Annotated in this window: 19 protein-coding genes; 7 read left to right on the top strand and 12 right to left on the bottom strand. The window is 57.2% G+C overall.

Annotated features, from left to right (window positions below; all coding sequences use genetic code 11):
* Window positions 1-51: 51 nt before the first annotated feature.
* Window positions 52-747, bottom strand: a complete 696-nt coding sequence (locus ACE3SE_RS10975; RefSeq protein WP_374555247.1) for a hypothetical protein — start codon at window positions 745-747, stop codon at window positions 52-54.
* A 59-nt stretch (window positions 748-806) separates the two neighbouring features.
* Here ACE3SE_RS10975 and ACE3SE_RS10980 point away from each other — a divergent pair, with 59 nt between their 5' ends.
* The 5 genes from ACE3SE_RS10980 to ACE3SE_RS11000 all read left to right on the top strand — a co-directional run bounded on the left by ACE3SE_RS10980 (window position 807) and on the right by ACE3SE_RS11000 (window position 5,637).
* Entirely contained in the window at window positions 807-1,016 is a 210-nt protein-coding gene (locus tag ACE3SE_RS10980; protein WP_374555249.1) for a hypothetical protein, read from the top strand.
* A 94-nt stretch (window positions 1,017-1,110) separates the two neighbouring features.
* Window positions 1,111-3,000: a lytic transglycosylase domain-containing protein gene (locus tag ACE3SE_RS10985; RefSeq protein ID WP_374555251.1), complete on the top strand. Its 1,890-nt coding sequence runs from the start codon at window positions 1,111-1,113 to the stop codon at window positions 2,998-3,000.
* 25 nt (window positions 3,001-3,025) lie between these two features.
* Window positions 3,026-3,973, top strand: a complete 948-nt coding sequence (locus ACE3SE_RS10990) for a complex I NDUFA9 subunit family protein (RefSeq protein ID WP_062790546.1) — start codon at window positions 3,026-3,028, stop codon at window positions 3,971-3,973.
* The gene (locus ACE3SE_RS10995; protein ID WP_374555253.1) at window positions 3,973-5,205 is read left to right on the top strand and encodes a multifunctional CCA addition/repair protein; all 1,233 of its coding nucleotides are present in this window, start codon (window positions 3,973-3,975) and stop codon (window positions 5,203-5,205) included. The genes ACE3SE_RS10990 and ACE3SE_RS10995 overlap by 1 nt, the downstream gene beginning before the upstream one ends.
* A 57-nt stretch (window positions 5,206-5,262) precedes the next feature.
* Window positions 5,263-5,637 carry a lysozyme inhibitor LprI family protein gene (locus ACE3SE_RS11000; protein ID WP_045848627.1) on the top strand — a complete coding sequence of 125 codons (375 nt, stop codon included), beginning with the start codon at window positions 5,263-5,265 and terminating at the stop codon, window positions 5,635-5,637.
* 39 nt (window positions 5,638-5,676) lie between these two features.
* Here the strand turns inward: ACE3SE_RS11000 and ACE3SE_RS11005 are convergent, their stop codons facing one another.
* The 9 genes from ACE3SE_RS11005 to ACE3SE_RS11045 all read right to left on the bottom strand — a co-directional run bounded on the left by ACE3SE_RS11005 (window position 5,677) and on the right by ACE3SE_RS11045 (window position 15,076).
* The gene (locus ACE3SE_RS11005) at window positions 5,677-6,375 is read right to left on the bottom strand and encodes an N-acetylmuramoyl-L-alanine amidase family protein (RefSeq protein ID WP_374555255.1); all 699 of its coding nucleotides are present in this window, start codon (window positions 6,373-6,375) and stop codon (window positions 5,677-5,679) included.
* On the bottom strand, window positions 6,369-7,172 hold the full coding sequence (locus tag ACE3SE_RS11010; RefSeq protein ID WP_374555257.1) for a TrmH family RNA methyltransferase: 804 nt from the start codon (window positions 7,170-7,172) through the stop codon (window positions 6,369-6,371). Before ACE3SE_RS11010 ends, ACE3SE_RS11005 begins: the two co-directional genes overlap by 7 nt.
* A 3-nt stretch (window positions 7,173-7,175) precedes the next feature.
* Window positions 7,176-8,498 (bottom strand): HDOD domain-containing protein, encoded by a 1,323-nt coding sequence (locus tag ACE3SE_RS11015; protein ID WP_045848625.1) that lies wholly within the window; start codon window positions 8,496-8,498, stop codon window positions 7,176-7,178.
* The gene (locus ACE3SE_RS11020) at window positions 8,485-9,231 is read right to left on the bottom strand and encodes an SAM-dependent methyltransferase (RefSeq protein ID WP_374555259.1); all 747 of its coding nucleotides are present in this window, start codon (window positions 9,229-9,231) and stop codon (window positions 8,485-8,487) included. Before ACE3SE_RS11020 ends, ACE3SE_RS11015 begins: the two co-directional genes overlap by 14 nt.
* A 6-nt stretch (window positions 9,232-9,237) precedes the next feature.
* Complete coding sequence (motB, locus tag ACE3SE_RS11025; RefSeq protein WP_045848623.1) at window positions 9,238-10,140, bottom strand: flagellar motor protein MotB; 903 nt, start codon at window positions 10,138-10,140, stop codon at window positions 9,238-9,240.
* Between the two features lie 18 nt (window positions 10,141-10,158).
* Window positions 10,159-11,016: a flagellar motor stator protein MotA gene (gene motA, locus ACE3SE_RS11030; protein ID WP_089085351.1), complete on the bottom strand. Its 858-nt coding sequence runs from the start codon at window positions 11,014-11,016 to the stop codon at window positions 10,159-10,161.
* Between the two features lie 315 nt (window positions 11,017-11,331).
* Window positions 11,332-12,711, bottom strand: coding sequence for an aspartate aminotransferase family protein (locus ACE3SE_RS11035; protein WP_045848621.1), 1,380 nt, complete (start codon window positions 12,709-12,711; stop codon window positions 11,332-11,334).
* A gap of 224 nt (window positions 12,712-12,935) precedes the next feature.
* Window positions 12,936-14,267 (bottom strand): glutamine synthetase family protein, encoded by a 1,332-nt coding sequence (locus tag ACE3SE_RS11040; RefSeq protein WP_045848620.1) that lies wholly within the window; start codon window positions 14,265-14,267, stop codon window positions 12,936-12,938.
* A 53-nt stretch (window positions 14,268-14,320) separates the two neighbouring features.
* Window positions 14,321-15,076 carry a gamma-glutamyl-gamma-aminobutyrate hydrolase family protein gene (locus tag ACE3SE_RS11045; protein ID WP_374555263.1) on the bottom strand — a complete coding sequence of 252 codons (756 nt, stop codon included), beginning with the start codon at window positions 15,074-15,076 and terminating at the stop codon, window positions 14,321-14,323.
* Between the two features lie 400 nt (window positions 15,077-15,476).
* Between ACE3SE_RS11045 and ACE3SE_RS11050 the strand changes: the two genes are divergently transcribed.
* Window positions 15,477-16,091 (top strand): cupin domain-containing protein, encoded by a 615-nt coding sequence (locus tag ACE3SE_RS11050; RefSeq protein WP_231588940.1) that lies wholly within the window; start codon window positions 15,477-15,479, stop codon window positions 16,089-16,091.
* A 59-nt stretch (window positions 16,092-16,150) separates the two neighbouring features.
* Window positions 16,151-17,638: an aldehyde dehydrogenase gene (locus ACE3SE_RS11055; protein ID WP_374555265.1), complete on the top strand. Its 1,488-nt coding sequence runs from the start codon at window positions 16,151-16,153 to the stop codon at window positions 17,636-17,638.
* Between the two features lie 80 nt (window positions 17,639-17,718).
* On the opposite strand, the gene ACE3SE_RS11060 is transcribed toward ACE3SE_RS11055, so the two are convergent.
* Together ACE3SE_RS11060 and ACE3SE_RS11065 are read right to left on the bottom strand one after the other, a co-directional pair.
* Entirely contained in the window at window positions 17,719-19,341 is a 1,623-nt protein-coding gene (locus ACE3SE_RS11060) for a methyl-accepting chemotaxis protein (protein ID WP_374555267.1), read from the bottom strand.
* A 347-nt stretch (window positions 19,342-19,688) separates the two neighbouring features.
* Complete coding sequence (locus ACE3SE_RS11065) at window positions 19,689-21,290, bottom strand: NAD(P)/FAD-dependent oxidoreductase (protein ID WP_374555269.1); 1,602 nt, start codon at window positions 21,288-21,290, stop codon at window positions 19,689-19,691.
* Between the last annotated feature and the right edge of the window lie 69 nt (window positions 21,291-21,359).

Raw genomic sequence — 21,359 nt, forward strand, 5'->3', positions numbered from 1 at the left:
ATACTGAGCAGATTTTTTAGACATAAGGTTAGACAGGATGCCAATACCCGCTTATGCAAGCATATTCCGTTGATACTTCCAATAATCCAATCGCATGCAGTAGATAAACCCAACCAGCAGTGGCAACGACAAGACTGGCCAACTGAATAGTCTAAACACCAGCACATGAAATATTATATTCCACGAATCCGAAAACAAGATTACGAATACACCTGCAGAGCATACACTAGCCAACAGCTTGTTCACTGCAATAAACCAAAAATCCTCCCAGCCCATATTTTTCAAATCAACATTAAGCGCCCTACGAACCAACATACCACCCAAACCGATAATCAGCATATCCAGAAGCTTTTGAAATAAAGCAATATCCAGTTGCACACCACCAGCTTTGCTCAGACTAAAAATAAAGCCCAGCAACAGAACAAAAAACGTACGCACCGGTGTCAACAACACACCTGCCAGAAAAATGAAATCATTCCTGACAAAGAAAATTCTGTCCTTATAAAAGGAAATTGAAACAAAAGAACTAACCAAAAGCATTAATACAACCAAAATGAAAACATAAGCATCAAAAAATTTAACATTGCGAGAAGGATATAAACTGAAGAAATCGTCCAGAAACACATATCGACCGACTGACCACAATATAATAAAAACAGCAAAATGCATGAAAATAAACGGCAGGTTAGAAAATATCAAATTCGTATAATATAAAACCACTCCCCACAAAGAATAATCAGCAAACATATTCACTTCCACAAACCTCCACATCCCATAAAACCTGGCGTATGAACCAGTGAGACTCCATGAACGAAAAGAGCTTCATCAGATCACAAGCAGATAATGCGCACGTCCAATTACCGCTTGCGACCGCATTGATTGATAAAATTGCAAATTTATCCTCTGTCATGGTGGTAATGAATCAGAAAATTCCTGGAATTTGTCATTCACAAGCAACGCTGACCAGCAAGGCAGTAGCACATTCGGCATCGAAGGGGTGGCAGAAGCGGGTATAATCATCCAGTCAAGCTCGTACGCCATCACGTGCCACTCCTTATCCGACACAGCGAGACTGAGACTGACCGACCATCAAAGAGAAGATCCGTTTACATGACCCGCCCGTCCCGCACACTACAAACCCTGACCCTGATCTACGCTCTGGCGACCTCTTTGCATGCCATGGCGAACAGTAATGATGAATTGGTTGCCGCCCGCGACGCCTACCGCAGCAACAATCTGGGCAAGCTCACTGCCATTGCCGGCGAGCTACCCGCGAGTTACATCCTGAAAGACTATCCGTCCTACTGGCTTACCCTGAAGGCACTGGACCGGGACAATGACAACCAGGTAATCGGCTTTCTGAACAGCGTGCGTGAAGGCTGGATGCCGGAGAAAATCCGCAATGAATGGCTGAAGAAACTGGGCAAGCGGGAAGACTGGGACGGCTTTGCCGCTGAATGGAAAAAGCTGCCTGCGGAAGGCCGGGATGAGGAGTCCACCTGCTATGGCCAGCTGCTGGAGCTGCGCCAAGGCAGAAAGCCGGACGATCTGGACCGTTTTCTTGACATGCGCGCCGCACCGGATGGCTGCAATCAGCTTATTACCGCAGCAGCCGCCAAGGGCTGGCTGACACAGGACTGGCTGTGGCGGCGGGTGCGTCTGTTACTGGCCGGCAATTTTGTCTCGCAAGCCAGACAACTGGCCGATGCCACCAATCTGCCGCTGAGCAATGCGACGCTGAGCAATCCGGCCACGGCCAGTGCCGACACCCCTGGCGGACAGGAAGCGATGGTATTTGGCATCGTCAGCAAGGCCCGCAGCGACCTGGGCGGTGCAGCCAGTCGCCTGGCTGCCGTGGAAAGTTCGCTCAGCAAGGACCGCAGTGCCTTTGCCTGGGGTCAGCTCGCGCTGTTGTCAGCACGCAAACAGGCCATGGGTCAGGCTTTGCAGTGGTATGCCAAAGCCGACCCGCAGCAATTGACTGCCGATCAATGGGAATGGTGGGCACGTGCAGCCCTGCGCGGCGAGCAATGGGCCGTGCTGGAGCAGATTACCCGCAACATGCCGACCAACGTAGCCAGCAAGCCGGCTTGGCAGTACTGGCGCGCCCGCAGCCTGAAACAACTGGGCCGTGGCAGCGAGGCTCCGGCGCTGTTTGCCAAAGCCAGCATCGGCCACCATTACTACGCCTTACTGTCGCTGGAGGAGCTGGGCAATACCCTGTCCACCCCAGCCAGCAAGACTGTCCCCGGCAATGCCGATATTGCAGCCATGCGCGCCATCCCGGCCATTCAGCGTGCTCTTGCCTTGCTGGACATCAGCAATAACGAAGGACGTGCCGAATTGCGCAGTGACGCACAGCGTGAATGGCGCTGGGCCATGCGTGGTCGCAACGACATGGAACTGCTGGCTGCGGCGGAAATCGCCCGTCGCGCAGCCTTCTACGACATGGCCATCTACAGCGCCGAACGCACCAGGGAAGACCACGACTACTCCTTGCGCTATCTCACCCCGTATCGTGACATCACCCAGCGCTATGCACGCCAGCTGGATGTGGACGACGCCTGGGTTTACGGCCTGATCCGCCAGGAAAGCCGCTTTATTGTGGTGGCACGCTCCGGTGTGGGTGCCTCCGGCCTGATGCAGCTGATGCCAGCCACCGCCAAATGGGTGGCAAAAAAAATGGGCCTGGGCAACTTCTCGGTGAATGACATCGAAACCAATGTGCAGCTGGGCACCTGGTATTTGCGCTATGTGCGGGACAATCTGTCCGGCAATGAAGTCATGGCCACTGCTGCCTACAATGCCGGCCCGGCACGCGCCCGCGCCTGGCAGGACAGCCGCCCGCTGGATGGCACCATCTATGCAGAAACCATTCCATTCAGCGAAACCCGCGACTATGTTCAAAAGGTGATGGCCAATGCAGCCTACTATGCCAGCACCTTCGGTCATGACAATATCTCGCTCAAAGCCCGCATGGGTACCATCCCGGCTCGTTAAACCAAAGCAGAAACAGGAGAAAACAATGCATGCGCAGCGCATTTGCCTGATTGGCGGCAGTGGTTTCATTGGCAGCTACATTGCCGAGCGACTGGCAGAACAAGAAGTGTCGCTCACCATTGCCACCCGCAATCGCGATCGTCACAAGTCCTCGCTGATTGTCTTGCCCAAGACCGAACTGGTATCCACCAATGTGCATCACCCGCTGGCCTTGCAGGAGCTGCTGGCCGGCCACGATGCAGTGATCAGCATGGTCGGCATTCTGCATGGCTCGCGCAAACAGTTCGAAACCGCACATGTGGACTTGCTGGACAAGATCATTGCTGCCTGCCACAAGCAAGGCGTACGGCGCATCATCCACATCAGCGCGCTGGGTGCTGATCCGCATGGTCCCAGCGACTACCAGCAAACGAAGGGCATTGCCGAACAGCATTTGCGTGATAGCGGGCTGGAGTGGACCATCCTGCGCCCATCGGTGGTATTTGGCCGTGGCGACAGCTTCCTTACCCTGTTTGCCGGCCTGCTGGACAAGCTGCCGCTGCTACCGCTGGCCGGTGCCGGCACCCGCTTTGCGCCGATCTGGGCGGATGACCTGGCGCGCGCAGTCGTCGCCTGCCTGCAGCAGCCACACACCATAGGTCAAAGCCTGGATCTGACAGGCCCGGCCAGCTACACCCTGGCCGAACTGGTCGCTTATGTCGGCCGCCTGCGCGGCACGGTGCGTCCCGTCATCCCGCTGCCCGATACCCTTGCCATGCTGCAGGCCGGGCTGATGGAAATGCTGCCCGGCCCTACCCTGATGAGCCGTGATAATGTCCGCTCGCTGGGTGTCGACAATGTCAGCCCGCACCCCTTCCCCAGCGCAGTACTGGGCTTCAGCCCCACGCCGCTGGAAGTGGTGGCACCGCAATATCTGGGTCAGGACGAATTCAATCTCGTTTTGTCGGCGTATCGCCGGGAAGCCGCACGCTGATGCAGATTTACATGGTTGGCGGCGCGGTGCGCGACCGTTTGCTGGGACTGCCGGTAAAGGACCGTGACTGGGTGGTGGTAGGGGCCAGCGTGGAAGCCATGCTCAAACAGGGCTACAAACCGGTGGGCAAGGACTTCCCAGTTTTCCTGCATCCGCGCAGTCACGAAGAATACGCACTGGCACGCACCGAGCGCAAAACTGGCAAGGGCTATCACGGCTTTGCCTTTCATGCCGATGAAAGCGTGACGCTGGAGCAGGACCTGGCGCGGCGCGACCTCACCATCAATGCCATTGCCGAAGACGAGCAAGGTCAGCTGATTGACCCGTATCACGGCCAGCAGGACCTTAAGGCCGGCCTGTTGCGTCATGTCAGCCCGGCCTTTGCCGAAGACCCGGTGCGTATTTTGCGCCTGGCCCGCTTTGCCGCCCGTTTCGGCTTTGCCGTGGCGGATGAAACCCTGCTGCTGATGCGCCATATGGTGGCAGCCGGTGAGGTCGATGCGCTGGTGGCCGAACGGGTGTGGCAGGAAATGGCCAAGGCACTGATGGAAGATAAACCATCGCGCTTTTTTCTGGTGTTGCGCGAGTGCGGTGCCCTGCAACGCATCCTGCCGGAAATCGATGCTTTGTTCGGCGTGCCGCAGCGGGCAGACTACCACCCGGAAATCGACACCGGCGATCATGTGATGCGTGTCATCGACATGGCAGCCAGCATGCAGCAGCCACTGGCGGTACGGTTTGCCGCCCTGACCCACGACCTGGGCAAGGCGCTGACACCGGCCGATGTGCTGCCGCGCCATATCGGTCATGAACAGCGTGGTGAAAAACCCTTGCTGGCACTGTGCGAACGGCTGCGAGTACCGGCGGAATGCCGTGATCTGGCGCGCATCACCGTGCTCAATCACACCAAGATTCACTGCACGGCTGAAATGAAGCCCGCCACCATCTTGCGCCTGTTCAAGGACTGCGACGCGCTACGCCGACCTGAACGTTTCCGCCAGATGCTGTGTGCCGTACTGGCAGACGCCCGTGGACGACTGCATTTTGAGCACTGCGCTTATCCGCAAGTGGAGTGGATGAAGCATTTGCTGCAAGCCGCACTGGAAGTGGACGCCGGAGCCATAGCCCGCAGTTGTGACGACCCGCGCCAGATACCAGCCATGGTAGAGAAGGCGCGTATTGCCGCCATCACCCAAGCACGCCAGGACTTGCCAGCAGCGACAGCCCGATGATGCCGATGTGCTAAACTGTGCACCTTCCCAGCACCTTCCCAGCCCAGGAGAACCCATATGAAATCATTGCTCAGCCTGATTCTGCTGGCATTGAGCGCCAGTGCACTGGCCAACTCTGCCTGTGACAAACCCAAGAACGATTTTGACGGCCTGTACTGTCTGAACAAGGTGTACAGCCAGGCAGACAAGGACCTGAACGAAAGTTATGGGGAATTGGCCAAGCAACTGGATGCGGATGGCAAGAAGCTGCTGAAGGCCGGACAGCTGAACTGGATTCGCCAGCGCAATGCCGACTGTAGCTACAGCGATTCGCGTGGCTTCTTTGTCAATCTGGATTGCGCCACACGCACCACCATTGATCGCCTGCAGTTCATCAATGATCGCAAGCGCGAGTGCAAGAGCGCCGGCTGCATGAACAGCAAGTTGCAATAAGCCTGTGCCGCTCCACACCAGCCCTGCTGCCCTGGCGCATCAGGGCTTTTTGTTTGCCTCTGCCAGCGGACAACGCAAGGCACCGGCTGCAATGGCACGCGCCATACGGCTAGCCACAAGGGGCGATGCCAGGCGGATTTCTTCCTGTGGATTCACAATCACACCGTGTTCAATCAGGACGGCGGGCTGGCTGGCGGTCTTGAGCACCACCAGGTCATCAAACCAGTAAATGCCCAAAGCGGCATCGGCCAGCGGGCGATTCTCACCGGCAATCGGCTCGGCGTGATGCAAGGTGGGTCGCTCACCCGCCTCTTGCAAGGACAAGGCAATCTGGCGGGCACAGGCCAGGCTTGCTTCAGCAAACGGGTTCTTGCGTGACACAAACAGGGAATAGCCCTGAAAACGCCCTGCTTCCGGCAAATACTGCGGCTGGACCGAATCGTGGTGTACCGAAAGCAATAATTGCCGTCCTTGCGCCAGCTGGGTGCGTTCGGTCAATTGCCTGATATTGCCCTGCTCGCCGATCACCGCCACATCCACACCTTGCTCACGCAGCATGCCGGCCAGCAGCAAACCGGCGCGCCGGTTGAAGCTGAACTCGGTCTGACCACTGGCGCTGCGCGCACCCGGTGCCTGCAGGGAATGGCCGATATCCACCGCCACCGATTGCAGCGCGGCAGCCGTGGCCGGCACAGCGAGTGCAGCACCCAGACAGATGGCAAGCCAGGATTTCAGCATGGTTTTACCGCTTCTTGCTGTCTTACCCGCTCGAACAGGCAGACAGTCGCCGCCATCGCCACGTTCAAGGATTCGGCATGCCCCGGCATCGGAATACGAACCCGGGCATCGGCCAAGGCCAGCAAGGCCGGGCTGACACCCGCACCTTCATTGCCGAATACCAGCGCCACCGGGCCGGTCAGATCCTGGCTATACAGCGAGCAGCTCCCTTCCAGATAAGTCACCAGCTTGCGGCCGGAAAATTGTGTCAGCGACGCTGCCAGATCCACCTGTTCGTGAATGTGCAGCACAAAATGGGCACCCATGCCGGCACGTAACACCTTGGGCGAGTAAACGTCGACACAGCCCTTGGACAACAGCACCTCACGCACGCCGGAGGCGGCAGCACAACGCAGGATGGTGCCCAGATTGCCCGGGTCCTGGATGTCCTCCAGCACCACGCGCGCGGCATCCGGCGCAGGCTGGGGCGGACACGGACGCTGGCACAGTGCCAGCAGTTCGGGCGGGCTGGCCAGTGCACTCACTTTGGCCATGATGCTTTCAGGCAGCATGATGACGGTGACAGCGGCAGGCATATGGGTAAGCAAGGCTTGTACTTCGGGGTGGGCACTGGCTGTTTCATTCAGGTACAGGCGCTGCGGTGGCTGCCCTGCATCCAGCGCCGCCGCAGTCAGATGGATGCCTTCGAGCACCATCACACCCTGCTTGCGCCGCTCCCGGCTGTTTTGCACCAGCCGGGTCAGCTGCTTGATTTCGTCGTTATGGGGCGAGCTTATGGTTTTAACGGTGTACAACATGCATCAATGGTGCGGCGTCAGCCGGGCCACCAGTTCCTTGAAGCGGTGGTAGCTGGTGTCGTCAATCACGCGTCCGCTGCGGCCATTGTCCACATAGAACACCCCGACCAGACGATGGCCAAGGTACAGACTCATGATGGCGAATTCGCTATCACCGATATGATCGAAAAAGTCATCCTGGTATTTGCGTACCAGTTGATTACGCACACTCTCCGGTGCGTGGAAGCTTTGTGCCTTGCTGGTGAGCAAGGTAAAGAAGGTGCCCGGCTCCAGCTCTACCGCCAGCTTGCGCAGGGCATGGCCCTCAGCCAGACCCACCTGGTATTTGAGGCGCAGGCTGTGGCTGTCGTGGTCGTAGCGGTAGTACAGCACGCGTTCGAACTTGAGGTCGTTCGACAGATGCCGGATCGATTCGCGGATGCCTTGCTCCAGCTGGTCCGGGCTGGTCAGCGCCACTGCCTTCTTCATTTCAGGCCGCTTGTATTCGCCTTCGATGAACAGCAAGGCCCGCGCCGGGTAGGTATACGCCGGTGCCCGCGGTTGACGCGCAACCGTCAGGCAGGCCTGGACCACCCCCAGATAGACCTGCTGCTGGCTGATACCGATCAGCTTGCCCACCACGTCCAGACCCACATTCCACGGCCCGCGCCACCAGCCCTGCTCCAGGGTATTGGCCGTGGCCACCGCCAGCTTGAGCAATTGCTTGCGCTTGCTTGGCGCACCACCGCCCAGCAAGGTCAGCAGGCCGACAGGCAGCGGGACGGCACGCACAAACTGCTCCAGCAACTTGGAATAGTCTGTCTCGAAATGGTCGGCCACTTCTTGCAGCAAGGGCTTGTCCGGCAACTGGTTGCGGTAAATCAGGTACAGACAGGCAGGCAGGTTGTAGATCAGCGCAGCGACAAAGCAGTCTTCCACCTTGTGCTCGCCGGAAATGGACAGCCATTCCTTGATGATGAGCGCTGCCACCCGGCTACGGCCCAGCCAGTCTTCCACCGCCTCCACCACTTCGGCATCCAGCTTGTCCGGAATGATGTGCATGGCGGTGAGTTTGCCAAAACGCCCCACCACCGCCTCCAGCCCCATCAACATCAGGGTCTGCTCGACAGAAGGAATGGATTCATTGCGCTGCAAGGCACGCGAACCGCCCACCACCCGCAGCAGATCAAACAGCAGCAGCGGGTCGGACAGGCACAGATTGGCCAGATCAGTAAAACTGATCAGATCGTTGTTACGGGCGCAGGCGTCCCTGACACCTTCCAGCGTGCCAGGCAGAATCGGCCAGCGTCGTTCGGAGATGGACTGAAACCAGTTAGCGAGATCCATGAGGGTGGCACCAGATCAGCAATTCTTTCTGCAGCGGTCCGCCAAGCGGAATCCGGCTATCAGGTTGGACATCGGGAACCGTGAAGGTATTGCTCACCAGCACGCTGGCGGGCGCACCTTCGGTCAGGAATTTTTGCCAAACACGCGGCATGGGTGCAGGAGACAAAAAGGCATAGACCACATCGTGCCTCCCCCAGTGCTCCTTCCAGAAACTGCGGCAGCCGAACTCAAGCCTGGCCGGACGACGGGCAAGATGCCAGCGCAACCACGCCATCAACCAGCTGCCCCAGGCATTTTCCAGTGCCAGGATGTGCAGATCGGGGCGCAGCGCCGCCAGTTGCATGGCCAGGCGGCCATCTCCACAACCGGCCTCCAGCACCCGGGCATCCTGCGGCAGATAAGCAGCCAGCTTTTCTGCAACCTCGTGGGCTGAGCGATACAGCGGTACCCGTTCTGTAAGGGCGTTGCGTCCCAGCGCCAGGGTCAACAGCAGGCCGGACAGATAAACCCAGGCAGGCAAACCCAGTTGCTGCAACAAAACCACCGCAGGCACAAACAGGCCATGCGCAAACTTCTGCCAGCCCGGCAAGCGCCAGACATAAGCCAGCAACACGGCAAACATCGCCTGTAAGATGGCCCAGGCCTGCGGCTGTACCGCCGGTGCGACAAAGAACCAGGCCAGCAAAGCCGCCAGCAATTGCAGCAGCACATGGCGCAACAAGCCCAGGCGCATGCGGACTTATTCTGCCTTGGCCGGGGCGGCTTCCGCCGGGCCGATCGGACCGATGGGTTCCTGATTCAGCGGCGGCTTGACCCCGTCGTTCTGGATGGCCTGCTCGGCATCCTTGTTGAGCACCACAATGGTGATGCGCCGGTTTTCCGGGCTGAAGACATTGCTCTTGATCAGCGGATTGGCCGCAGCCACACCCACTACGCGCATTACCTTGTCGTCCTGCAGGCCACCGGCCACCAGCTCACGCCGCGCGGTATTGGCACGATCAGCCGACAACTCCCAGTTGCTGTAACCATTCTGTCCATTGCCAAAAGGCGTGGCGTCGGTATGGCCGGAAATGCTGATGCGGTTGGGAAGCTGGTTCAGCTGCTGGGCCAGTTGCTGCAGTAGTACACGGGTATGCGGCAACATGCGCGAACTGCCCGAATCAAACATCGGACGGTTCTGCTCGTCGACAATCTGGATTTTCAACCCTTCCGGCGTCATTTCCAGCTTCATCTGGTTCTTGTAGTCCTTCAGTACCTGGCTTTGTTCGACACTGGACTGGATTTTCTGCTGCAGATTATCCAGCGCCTGCTTTTCCAGTACCTTGCGCTCCTGCTCCTTGCTGCTCTTGTTGACCTGACCGGCCTTCTTGGTCAGGTCGTTACCACCGCCCTTCACCACCGAGGTGGCATCACCGGCACCATCGCCACCGGACATGGCCACTTTCAAGGGCGTCTTGAAGTATTCGGCAATACCATTGAGCGTGCCTTGCGAAGCAGAACCAAGCAGCCACATCAGCAGGAAGAACGCCATCATCGCCGTCACGAAGTCGGCATAGGCAATCTTCCAGGCACCGCCATGATGGCCGTGCCCGCCTTTTTTGATGCGTTTGACAATAATGGGGCGTTGCGATTCGTCAGCCATGATCCAACCCTGTTTCGCTTATTTTTTGGCCTGCTTGACGTGGTCTTCCAGTTCCTTGAAGGAAGGACGATCGGTCGAAGTCAGCACCTTGCGGCCAAATTCCACGGCAACCTGAGGCGCGTAGCCATTCAGACTAGCCAGCAAAGTTACCTTGATGGTCTGATAGACACGGGTGCCGTCGCCCAGCTTGTGCTCCAGAATGGTGGCCAACGGACCGACAAAGCCATAGGCCAGCAAAATACCGAGAAAGGTACCCACCAGTGCGTGAGCAATCAGCATCCCCAGCTCAGACGGCGGCGCACCTACCGATTCCATGGTATGTACCACGCCCATCACCGCAGCCACGATACCGAAGGCTGGCAGACCGTCAGCCAGGCCCTTCACTGCATTGACCGGGACTTCTCCCTCATGGTGGTGGGTCTCAATCTCCACATCCATCAGGTTCTCGATCTCAAACGCATTCAGGTTACCGCCCACCATCAGGCGCAAGTAGTCACAAATAAACTCGACCACATGGTGATCATGCAGTACTGCCGGGTATTTGGAGAACACCGGGCTGGCTTCCGGATTTTCCACATCAGCCTCAACCGACATCAGGCCTTCCTTGCGCACCTTGGACAGGATTTCAAACAGCAAGGTGAACAGCTCCATGTAGAAGGCCTTGTTGTAGGGCGAGCCTTTGAACACGGTGGGTAGTGCCTTGGTAGTAGCCTTCAGCGGTGCACCACCATTAGCGACCACAAACGCACCAATGGCTGCACCAGCAATCATGACCACTTCCAGAGGCTGCATCAGCGCCCCCAGATGCCCCCCCGCTGCGACAAAGCCCCCCAGCACAGAGCCAAGGATGATGAGATAGCCGATTCCGACAAACATTGGTTTGATCCTGTAATTGTGATTATCGCGATTCGATTTTTCCGTCACGTGCTGTCCGACTCAGGCATCCCCGCCACTACCGGCACAGACATCAGGCCCGTGAGCCTGCTTTCCTTGTCAGCCACACCAGCAGCCAAGCACCTGACAAGGCCATGACAGCACGAATAATAGCATGGCATGCCTTGCTTGCAGCGCGCCCGTCTTTATCTTTTGTAGCGCTGATTATGCCTCGCTGCCATCTTGCCATGCCTGCTGCAAATAAAAATGCAGGCTACCCGTGGGTAGCCTGCATGAGGATGGAACACTGCCGGCGGATCAGACCAGCCCGCGTTCCTTCAGTTGCTGTTCGAACTCCACCATGCACTTGGCGGCGGTCTCCAGCATCTGGTCGATTTCTTCCTTGCTGATCACCAGCGGGGGGGCGGACACAATATGGTCGCCGCAGGCACGCATGATCAGGTTGTTCTTGAAGAAGATATCGCGGCACATGGTGCCGATTTCACCAAAGTTGGGGAACAGCTCGCGCGTGGCCTTGTTCTTGACCAGGGTAAACGCCTGAATCAGGCCCACACCGCGCACATCATCCACATGCTCAAACTGGCCGAACACTTCGCGCCAGCGTTTTTGCATGTAAGGACCAGTGTCGTTCTTGACGCGATCGACAATGCCTTCGTCACGCAGCGCCTTGACGTTGGCGTGTGCCACAGCAGCAGCCACCGGGTGACCGGAGTAGGTAAAGCCGTGGTTGAAGTCACCGCCTTCGGCCAGCGTGGTGGCCACTTTTTCATTGACGAATACCGCGCCAATCGGCTGATAGCCGGAGGACAGACCCTTGGCGGTGGTAAAGATGTCCGGCTTGAAGCCGAATACCTGCTGACCGAACCATTCACCGGTACGGCCAAAGCCACAGATGACTTCATCAGCCACCAGCAGGATGTCGTACTTCTGGCAGATACGCTGGATTTCCGGCCAGTAGGTGGACGGCGGCACAATCACGCCACCCGCGCCCTGGATAGGCTCACCCACGAAAGCGGCTACCTTGTCGGCACCCACTTCCAGAATCTTGTCTTCTACCCACTTGGCGGCGGCCAGGCCGAATTCTTCCGGCGTCATGTCCTTGCCATGTTTGTACCACCACGGCTGTTCAACATGCACGATGCCCGGAATCGGCAAATCGCCCTGCTCGTGCATGTACGTCATGCCACCCAGGCTGGCACCACCGATGGTGGAACCGTGATAGCCGTTCCAGCGGCCGATCAGGGTTTTCTTGTCCTTCTTGCCCTTTACATCCCAGTAGCGGCGCACCATGCGAATCATGGTATCGACGGACTCAGAGCCGGAGTTGGTGTAGAAAACGTGCTTGAAACCTTCCGGTGCCACTTCGGACAACAGGTGGGACAGCTCCACCACCGCCGGATGCGTGGTCTTGAAGAAGGTATTGTAGTAAGCCAGCTGTTCCATCTGCTGCTTGGCTACTTCCGGCAGATCCTTGCGGCCATAACCGATATTGACACACCACAGGCCCGCCATGCCGTCGAGAATCTTGTTCCCTTCGGAGTCGTACAGGAAGATACCCTCTGCCTTGGTGATGACACGTGCACCCTGCTGGTTCAGCGAGTTGGTGTCAGTAAACGGGTGCAGATGGTGTGCTGCATCCAGTTCGCGCCATTCGGTCGTAGTACGTTGGTTCTGCATAAAAGCTTCCTCTCTACTATCTCTCCAGCCCTCTGGGGGCTTATTGTTGGGCTGACCGGAATCGGCCAGCCTCAGGCTGCAACATGACTTTTTCCACGCCAAACCCGGCTTTACGGGCTGCGGAATCATCTAGTCCGTTGCAACTGCCACTACCCTGACATCCGGTGTTCCGGATGCCGGCTGCCGGCCAGCGATGACCGGCAGCACTCACCTGAAGCTTCTTCTTATACGTGCAACAGCAGGAACTTGCGCTCCCACGGGCTGATGACGCGGAAGTATTCGGAGAATTCCTTCTCCTTCATGCCCAGGTACATCTTCACAAAGTGCGGGCCCATCACTTCCGGGATATCCGGGCAGGCGGCCAGACGCTTGAGCGACTCTTCAGCACCATGCGGGAACTGGAAAGGCAACTCGTAAGCATCGGTGGACATCGGCTCGCGCGGCTTGATCTTGTTGACAATGCCCAGATAGCCGCAGGCCAGGGTGGCCGCCATGGCAATGTACGGGTTCACGTCCACGCCAGGCACACGGTTTTCCACGCGACGGGCGGCCGGCGAAGAATGCGGTACACGCAGGCCGACGGTACGGTTGTCGTAGCCCCACTCCACATTGGTCGGTGCCGCGGTGTACGGACTCAGACGGCGGAAGGAGTTCACGTACGGTGCGAAGAACGGCATTACTTCCGGAATGTAGTGCTGCATGCCGCCGATGAAGTGGAAGAAGATGTCGGACGGACTGCCATCTTCATTGGTGAACACGTTCTTGCCGGTGTTCTTGTCGATCAGGCTCTGGTGCATGTGCATGGCGGAGCCGGGTTCGTTTTCCATCGGCTTGGCCATGAAGGTGGCGTACATATTGTGGCGGAATGCCGCTTCGCGCACGGTACGCTTGAACAGGAATACCTGGTCGGCCAGATCCAGCGGATTGCCATGCAGGAAGTTGATTTCCATCTGGGCGGTGCCGATTTCATGAATCAGCGTATCCACTTCCAGATTCTGCGCATGGCAGTAGTCGTAGATGTCTTCAAACAGCGGGTCGAATTCGTTCACCGCGTCGATGGAGTAGGAACGGCGGCCGAATTCGGCACGACCGGTACGGCCGATCGGGGCGGACAGCGGAATGTCCGGATCCGGGTTCGGCGACATCAGGTAGAACTCCATTTCCGGTGCCAGTACCGGTTCGAAGCCCAGCTCGTCAAACAGGCCCAGTACGCGCTTGAGCACGCTACGCGGTGCCACGTCCACCAGCGAGCCATCGGCGCGGTAGCAGTCGTAAATCAGCTGTGCGGTCGGGTCCACAGCCCAGGGCACGAAGCGCAGGGAGTTCGGATCCGGTGTCAGCACCATGTCCGGGTCAGTCAGGTCCAGCATGCTGTCGTCCGGATAGTCGCCGGTCACAGTCTGGATCAGCACCGCTTCCGGAAGACGCATTTCCGGGTCGGAGACGAATTTGTCTTTGGGAACAATCTTGCCGCGTGCCACACCGGTCATGTCCGGGACAATGCACTCGACTTCCGTGATGCGATGTTCTCGCAGCCAATCATTGATTTGATTCATGTTTTCCTCTACTTCCATAGTGGCCGGTAAACCGGCTCTGGATGACGTGCGTCTCAGCCCTGGCGGCTGGCACGACGCGCGCGGCAAGCGTCACCGAACGCGTTGAAAATGGCCATGGACACCGGGTTTTCCCAGTACTTCCATTCCGGATGCCACTGCGCGCCGTAGGCAAAGCCTTTGGCATCCCTGACCCGGTATGCTTCCACCAGCCCGTCATCCGCCACGCCTTCCGCAATCAGGCGGTCGGCCAGAAGTTTGATACCTTGCTGGTGCAGCGAGTTCACCTTGACTTCATCCTGCCCCAGCCAGCTCTTGAGCAAGCTGTCCGGTTGCAGGTGCAAGACATGTGCCAGACCATACATCTCATCCAGATTCTGAGTATCCGGCTCGCGATGATCGCGGAAGCCTGGCTCTTCCTGTACGTGCTGGAATAGTTCGCCGCCCAGTGCAACATTGATTTCCTGGAAACCGCGGCAAATACCCAGAAGCGGGATGCCTTCTTGCAGAAGAAGGTCGATGAACGGCAGCGTGGTTGCGTCACGCGCCGGATCATGAAGTGTTCCCTGGCGGCTGGCTTCTCCGCCATAACGATGCGGCTCTACATTGGACAGCGAGCCAGGCAACAGCACGCCATCCACAAACTTGAGATATTCACGCAGTGGTGCATCTTCTCCCAGCGCCGGAATCAGCACAGGGATACCACCAACGCCACCTGCGGCAGCTGCAATGTATTTCTCGCCAACCGCGTGAAATGGCAAACCGCTAACCAGTTTGACGTCACACGGAATGCCGATGATCGGTTGCTGCATAAGGACCTCGTTTACTCGATTTAGGCGTCCGCCTTGCGGATGCCGACAGTTACTGCCTTGCCGCCTGCTGCTGACATACATAAGGAAGGCTGTCGTGACAGCAAAAACAGCTACGCCACCACGTCACCTTACCCCACCTGGCTATTCATACCGCATCTGAACAGCCAGGCTCGAAACCACACTGAAGGGCCGAAACAACTGGGCAGATGAAAGTATGTTGTCACCGTGCAGGATACCAGCACGAAACAGCATGCCACGGTTCTTGCAACAAGCCAAGGTTTGATCAAATATACTGTTGCAGATGTTTAAAAAAATCCACAGCGCACTTGATTCATGTGGTCGATTCTGGCTATAAACTCGAAAACTTGCAAAATAATTTGATTTTGCGACGCAACAACAGATGCAGGATACGATCAAAAACCCGTATGATGGAACGTCTAAAATTCTTAACATAGATGGAAACCGCCAGATGGATGTTGGAGCACGATTGAGAGTGGTCAGAGAGCGCTTCGGACTCTCGCAACGCGAGCTTGCCAAACGGGCAGGCGTGACAAACGGCACGATCTCGCTGATCGAGCAAAATCGCGTCAGCCCGTCGATCAGCTCCTTGAAGAAAGTGCTGGAAGGCATGCCCATGACGCTGGCCGAATTCTTTACCTTTGATGTAGAGCCGCAACAGCCACGCGTGTTCTATCAGGCCAAGGATTTACCCAATCTGGGCAATGATCAAATCAAATTGCTGCTGGTTGGCACTGCGCACGAACGGCGTGACATTGCCATCCTGAAAGAACATTACGAACCGGGTGCCGACACCGGGCCTGACATGCTGACGCATGAGGGTCAGGAAGGTGGTGTTGTCATTGCCGGTTCGATTGAACTCACGGTCAACAATGAAACCCGTGTCCTGGGCCCGGGCGACTCTTACTATTTCGACAGCAAACTGCCGCACCGCTTTCGCAATGCAGGCAAGGAAATCTGTGAAATCGTCAGTGCCAGCTCGCCGCCCACATTCTGATTGACGGTTGCCAGTCACGAGCAACCGGGATCACCGCATATAACATCAGGAGAACACCAATGGCTCGTACCCATGCACAGTGGAAACAGTTTGCTGCCGAACTCAATATCGAAGGCCGCGCTTTCATCAACGGCGCTTACACCAGCGCCGCCGATGGCAAGACCTTTGACTGCATCAACCCGGCCAACGGCCAGAAGCTGGCCGACATCGCCTGGTGTGGCGAGGCGGAAGTGGATGCAGCGGTCAAGGCAGCCCGCGTTGCTTTTGAATCGGGTGCATGGTCCGAACTGGCACCGCTGGCACGCGGTAAGATCCTCAAGCGTTTTGCCGCACTGATTCGCGAGCATGGTGACGAACTGGCGCTGCTGGAAACCCTGGACATGGGCAAGCCGATTGGCGACTCCACCACGGTGGATGTGCCGGGTGCGGCGTATTGCGTGGAATGGTTTGCCGAAGCCATCGACAAGATTGGCGGCGAAGTGGCACCGGTGGACCCCAAGCTGGTAGGTCTGGTCACCCGTGAAGCCATTGGCGTGGTGGCTGCAGTGGTGCCGTGGAACTTCCCCATCCTGATGGCCAGCTGGAAATTCGGCCCTGCGCTGGCGGCCGGCAATGCCGTCATCGTCAAGCCTTCGGAAAAGTCTCCGCTCACCGCCATTCGCCTGGCCCAGCTGGCCAAGGATGCCGGTATTCCGGATGGCATTTTCCAGGTATTGCCGGGTGCCGGTGAAGTCGGCAAGGCGCTGGCCCTGCACATGGACGTGGATTGCCTGGCATTCACCGGCTCCACTGGCGTGGGCAAGCTGATTGCCGGTTATGCCGCACAGTCCAACCTCAAGCGCGTGTGGCTGGAGCTGGGTGGCAAATCACCCAATATCGTGCTGGAAGACTGCGCCGACATCGCCAAGGCAGCCCGCACTGCCGCCGGTGGAATTTTCTTCAATATGGGTGAAATGTGCACCGCCGGTTCCCGCGTGCTGGTACACAGCAAGGTGAAGGAACAATTCCTGGCTGAATTCAAGAAGGCTGCCGAAGGCTGGTATCCGGGCGATCCGCTGGACCCGGCCACCAGCATGGGTGCCATTGTGGACAAGATCCAGTACGACAAGGTGCTGTCCTACGTCGACAAGGGCATCAGCGAAGGTGCCGGCCTGATTTGTGGCGGCAAGGCGGCTCATACCGACAAGGGCCTGTTCATTGAACCGACTGCCTTTGATTGCCAGCGCCCGGACATGACCACCTGCCGTGAGGAAATCTTCGGGCCGGTATTGTCCGTCATCACTTTCGATACCATCGACGAAGCTGTCCGCATTGCCAATGACACCGAGTACGGCCTGGCCGCTGCGGTATGGACTTCCAATGTCAGCACCGCACACCAGGTTTCGCGTCGCCTGCGTGCCGGTACGGTTTGGGTGAACTGCTATGACGAAGGTGGCGACATGAACTTCCCCTTCGGCGGCTTCAAGCAATCGGGTAATGGTCGCGACAAATCGCTGCACGCGCTGGAAAAGTACACCGAACTGAAGAGCACCCTGATCAAGCTGTAAATCTTTCTGCTTGCCATAAGCCTGCGGGCCTTTGCCAGTGATGGCGAAGGCCCGTTTTGCTGCAAGTACTCTCGACAGATTTACAAGATGTACTGCTGAATGATGCCGATTTGCCGCTCCGCCAGCGTCAGCAATTGACTCGCATTACGTGCAGCATCTGCCGCACTGGCGGAAGATGCTTCTGCCATTTGCACCACCTGCTCGATGCGATGGGCAATACTGTTGGCCGACTGACCCTGCTCGGCAATGGAAATCGCCATTTCCTCCACCATTTTGACGGTACTGACCGTCGCATCACCAATCTTGTTGATTGCCTGATCCGCATCATCGGCCCTGGATACGCCCAGACGCGCCAACGTTTCGGCAACTTTCATTTGCTCGGTGGCCTGGCTGGATTTATCTCGCATGGCATGAATGGTTTGTGCGATTTCCTGCGTGGAAACCGAAGTACGTTCTGCCAGCTTGCGTACTTCATCCGCCACCACCGCGAATCCCCGCCCCAACTCTCCCGCCCGGGCAGCTTCAATTGCGGCATTCAAGGCCAGCAGATTGGTCTGGTCAGCAATATCCTTGATCACCAGCACCACGGTATTCACTGTACTGCTATAGTTTTCCAGCTCGCGGATACTGGCCCCCGACTTCTCCACTGCCTGGGAAATTTCACGGATATCCTGAATGGTCTGGCTGATGGTGGCCGAGCCCTGATGTGCCAGCGTTCCGGCTTCATGTGCGAGGTTGCGGGCATGGGTTGTTCGTTCGGCAATATGGTTCACCGCAACCGTCATTTGTTCGATCGAAGCGGCCATACTGGCAGACGCTTCACTCTGCTGGCTGGAAGCCAGGGCCACCTCCTTGGCTGACTGACTGAAATCCCTGGAAGACACCATCACGGCGCGAGCACTGGTCTGCATTTCGCCAAAGTTATGATGCAGATTCTCAATCAGTGCGTTCACGGTATTCAGCACATCACTGACTTCATCCCTACCCTTTCGCACATGACGCACGGTAAGGTTTTTATCCTTGTTCAACTGGTGAATAACGGATTTCATTTCAGCCAGGCCACCTGCGATAGCCCGGTAAACATTTAAATATACAAGCGACAATATCAGAAAAGAAATTCCGGCAACGGAAGAGAGTATAAGCCCATTGCGGGCCGAAGCGGATGCATCCTCACGTTGAATCTTCTCTGCAATTTTCATGTTGTAGGCAATATGCTCACGAATAGCGCGCATGAATGCCTCAGCCGCCATCTTGACATCCCCATTCAAGAATTGCGCAAGAGCAAGGCTACGCCCGGTCCCGGTCGACTCCATAGCAAGTGCCGACAGCGCCACTTTATTGTAGTGTTCAAAAGCGTTCCTATCCTTAAAGAGCAATTCCTTGTCTTGCTGATCATACAGATTATTGCTTTCATATCGATCTAACGCCTGCTTCAGCAGCACTGCTGCCGCCTGAAACATTTGCAGCAGCTTTTTACGCTCATCGGCAGAATCGACCAATAATGACTTGTTGGCATCGGTCCGCATTTCTACAAATGCATCAACGGCACTATTCAAGTCCCTGACTGATGGCAGCAGATTATTCAACGCATCATCCAGTCTGCGATCTGCCATTTTTTCAAAACTGATTGCCATCACAACCAGAATCAACATGGTCAATACTGATACCAGAATGGATATTAACAATCTTGATGAAAGCTTCATCACACACCCCAGTCATTTGGCGGGAAATATCTTGCTTATAGCACTCTCATCATCAGCTACAAGCATTACCAAATAACCGCGAATCGGCCTTTAGTACAGGTTGAAATATCTGCAAAATAATAGGCCATCAACTAAGACAGTTTCATCATCGCATTTTCATTACACACACACTCCCTTTGCCAGCCGTAGCGATTAATAAATCAAAATTCAAAATTCCAATAAAAAAGGCGCTTCCTCAGAAGCGCCCGGCAACAACATCGGTATTGATTGATTACTGTAAAACCATTACCCGGCCAGACAGCCAGCACGCGTGAAGCAGGCTGCCTGTCAGCTCATGGGACACATCGTCAGGCTTGCGCTGCCATATTCAATGCCACCGCCTCGGCCACGCGGATGCCATCCACACCGGCAGACAAAATACCACCGGCGTAGCCAGCACCCTCACCGGCCGGATACAGCCCCTTCACGTTCAGGCTTTGCAAATCCTCACCACGCGTGATGCGCAGTGGCGAGCTGGTGCGGGTTTCCACGCCAGTCAGCACCGCATCGTGCATGTCGTAGCCACGGATTTTCTTGCCAAACTCGGGCAGGGCTTCGCGCATGGCCGCAATGGCGAAATCCGGCAGCGCGGTGGACAGGTCGGTCCAGTGCACGCCAGGCTGATAGGAAGGCTCGACCGAGCCCACCGCCGTGGAGGCACGTCCAGCCAGGAAGTCCCCCACTAGTTGGGCAGGTGCTTCGTAGGTGCTGCCACCCAGCACATAGGCGTGGCTTTCCAGCGCGCGCTGGAAGGCAATGCCAGCCAGCGCACCACCCGGATAGTCTTCCGGGTTGATACTCACCACCATGCCAGAGTTGGCATTGCGCTCGGCACGGGAATACTGGCTCATGCCATTGGTGACCACGCGCCCCTCTTCCGAAGTGGCTGCCACCACCTGACCACCCGGACACATACAGAAGCTGTATACCGCACGTCCATTGCTGGCATGGTGTACCAGCTTGTAGTCGGCAGCACCCAGAATGGGATGACCGGCATATTTGCCCCAGCGCGCCTTGTCGATCATGGTTTGCGGGTGCTCGATGCGGAAACCGACCGAGAACGGCTTGGCTTCCATGAACACGCCACGCTGGTGCAGCATCTCGAAGGTATCGCGCGCACTGTGCCCCAGCGCCAGAATGACATGATCCGCCTCGATCTGGCTGCCATCGGCCAGCGTCACACCGCGAATGTGGCCGTTGTCGATGTGCAGGTCGGTGACACGCTGCTGGAAGCGGATTTCACCACCCAGCGCTTCGATTTCCGCCCGCATTTTTTCCACCATGCTCACCAGGCGGAAAGTACCGATGTGCGGCTTGGCGATAAACAGGATTTCTTCCGGCGCGCCGGCCTTGACGAACTCGGTGAGCACCTTGCGGCCCAGATGGCGCGGGTCCTTGATCTGGCTGTACAGCTTGCCGTCCGAGAAAGTACCGGCCCCGCCTTCACCAAACTGCACGTTGGATTCCGGGTTCAGCACATTCTTGCGCCACAGGCCCCAGGTATCCTTGGTACGCTCACGCACTTTCTTGCCGCGCTCCAGCACGATGGGCTTGAAACCCATCTGGGCCAGTACCAGCGCAGCCAGCAGGCCACAGGGGCCGAAGCCCACCACCAGCGGACGCTTCTGCAGCGTGGCCGGTGCCTGGGTGACAAAGTGATAGCTGGTATCCGGCGTGGGCAGCACATGGGCATTACCCTTGAAGCGGGCCAGCAACCTGGCCTCGCCTTCCACTTCCATGTCGATGATGTAGGCCAGGCTCATCACACCACGGCGCGCATCGTAGCTGCGCTTGAATACGGTGTAGTTTTTCAGGTCGGCCGGCTTGATGCCCAGGAAGGCCACGATGGCATCGGTGAGTTCTGCCTCACTGTGATCCAGCGGCAGTTTCAATTCGGTAATGCGTAACATGCTGATTCCAATACTCAGGTTGCTGTCTATTCAACAAGGGCCGTATTGTAGGAGGGACGCCCTGCAAAA

Origin of the sequence: Aquitalea pelogenes (assembly GCF_041914625.1) — a bacterium.
GTDB classification, from domain to species: Bacteria; Pseudomonadota; Gammaproteobacteria; order Burkholderiales; family Chromobacteriaceae; genus Aquitalea; species Aquitalea pelogenes.

Excerpts from the sequence above, each read along its gene's own strand:
- ACE3SE_RS11050 (WP_231588940.1), top strand. The coding sequence starts at position 15,477 with ATGCAGGATACGATCAAAAACCCGTATGATGGAACGTCTAAAATTCTT.
- ACE3SE_RS11045 (WP_374555263.1), bottom strand. The coding sequence starts at position 15,076 with ATGCAGCAACCGATCATCGGCATTCCGTGTGACGTCAAACTGGTTAGC.
- ACE3SE_RS11055 (WP_374555265.1), top strand. The coding sequence starts at position 16,151 with ATGGCTCGTACCCATGCACAGTGGAAACAGTTTGCTGCCGAACTCAAT.
- ACE3SE_RS11040 (WP_045848620.1), bottom strand. The coding sequence starts at position 14,267 with ATGAATCAAATCAATGATTGGCTGCGAGAACATCGCATCACGGAAGTC.
- ACE3SE_RS11005 (WP_374555255.1), bottom strand. The coding sequence starts at position 6,375 with ATGCTGAAATCCTGGCTTGCCATCTGTCTGGGTGCTGCACTCGCTGTG.
- ACE3SE_RS10980 (WP_374555249.1), top strand. The coding sequence starts at position 807 with ATGAACGAAAAGAGCTTCATCAGATCACAAGCAGATAATGCGCACGTC.
- ACE3SE_RS10995 (WP_374555253.1), top strand. The coding sequence starts at position 3,973 with ATGCAGATTTACATGGTTGGCGGCGCGGTGCGCGACCGTTTGCTGGGA.
- ACE3SE_RS11065 (WP_374555269.1), bottom strand. The coding sequence starts at position 21,290 with ATGTTACGCATTACCGAATTGAAACTGCCGCTGGATCACAGTGAGGCA.
- ACE3SE_RS10985 (WP_374555251.1), top strand. The coding sequence starts at position 1,111 with ATGACCCGCCCGTCCCGCACACTACAAACCCTGACCCTGATCTACGCT.
- ACE3SE_RS11010 (WP_374555257.1), bottom strand. The coding sequence starts at position 7,172 with ATGTTGTACACCGTTAAAACCATAAGCTCGCCCCATAACGACGAAATC.
- motA (WP_089085351.1), bottom strand. The coding sequence starts at position 11,016 with ATGTTTGTCGGAATCGGCTATCTCATCATCCTTGGCTCTGTGCTGGGG.
- motB (WP_045848623.1), bottom strand. The coding sequence starts at position 10,140 with ATGGCTGACGAATCGCAACGCCCCATTATTGTCAAACGCATCAAAAAA.
- ACE3SE_RS11015 (WP_045848625.1), bottom strand. The coding sequence starts at position 8,498 with ATGGATCTCGCTAACTGGTTTCAGTCCATCTCCGAACGACGCTGGCCG.
- ACE3SE_RS11035 (WP_045848621.1), bottom strand. The coding sequence starts at position 12,711 with ATGCAGAACCAACGTACTACGACCGAATGGCGCGAACTGGATGCAGCA.
- ACE3SE_RS11060 (WP_374555267.1), bottom strand. The coding sequence starts at position 19,341 with ATGAAGCTTTCATCAAGATTGTTAATATCCATTCTGGTATCAGTATTG.
- ACE3SE_RS10990 (WP_062790546.1), top strand. The coding sequence starts at position 3,026 with ATGCATGCGCAGCGCATTTGCCTGATTGGCGGCAGTGGTTTCATTGGC.
- ACE3SE_RS11020 (WP_374555259.1), bottom strand. The coding sequence starts at position 9,231 with ATGCGCCTGGGCTTGTTGCGCCATGTGCTGCTGCAATTGCTGGCGGCT.
- ACE3SE_RS10975 (WP_374555247.1), bottom strand. The coding sequence starts at position 747 with ATGTTTGCTGATTATTCTTTGTGGGGAGTGGTTTTATATTATACGAAT.
- ACE3SE_RS11000 (WP_045848627.1), top strand. The coding sequence starts at position 5,263 with ATGAAATCATTGCTCAGCCTGATTCTGCTGGCATTGAGCGCCAGTGCA.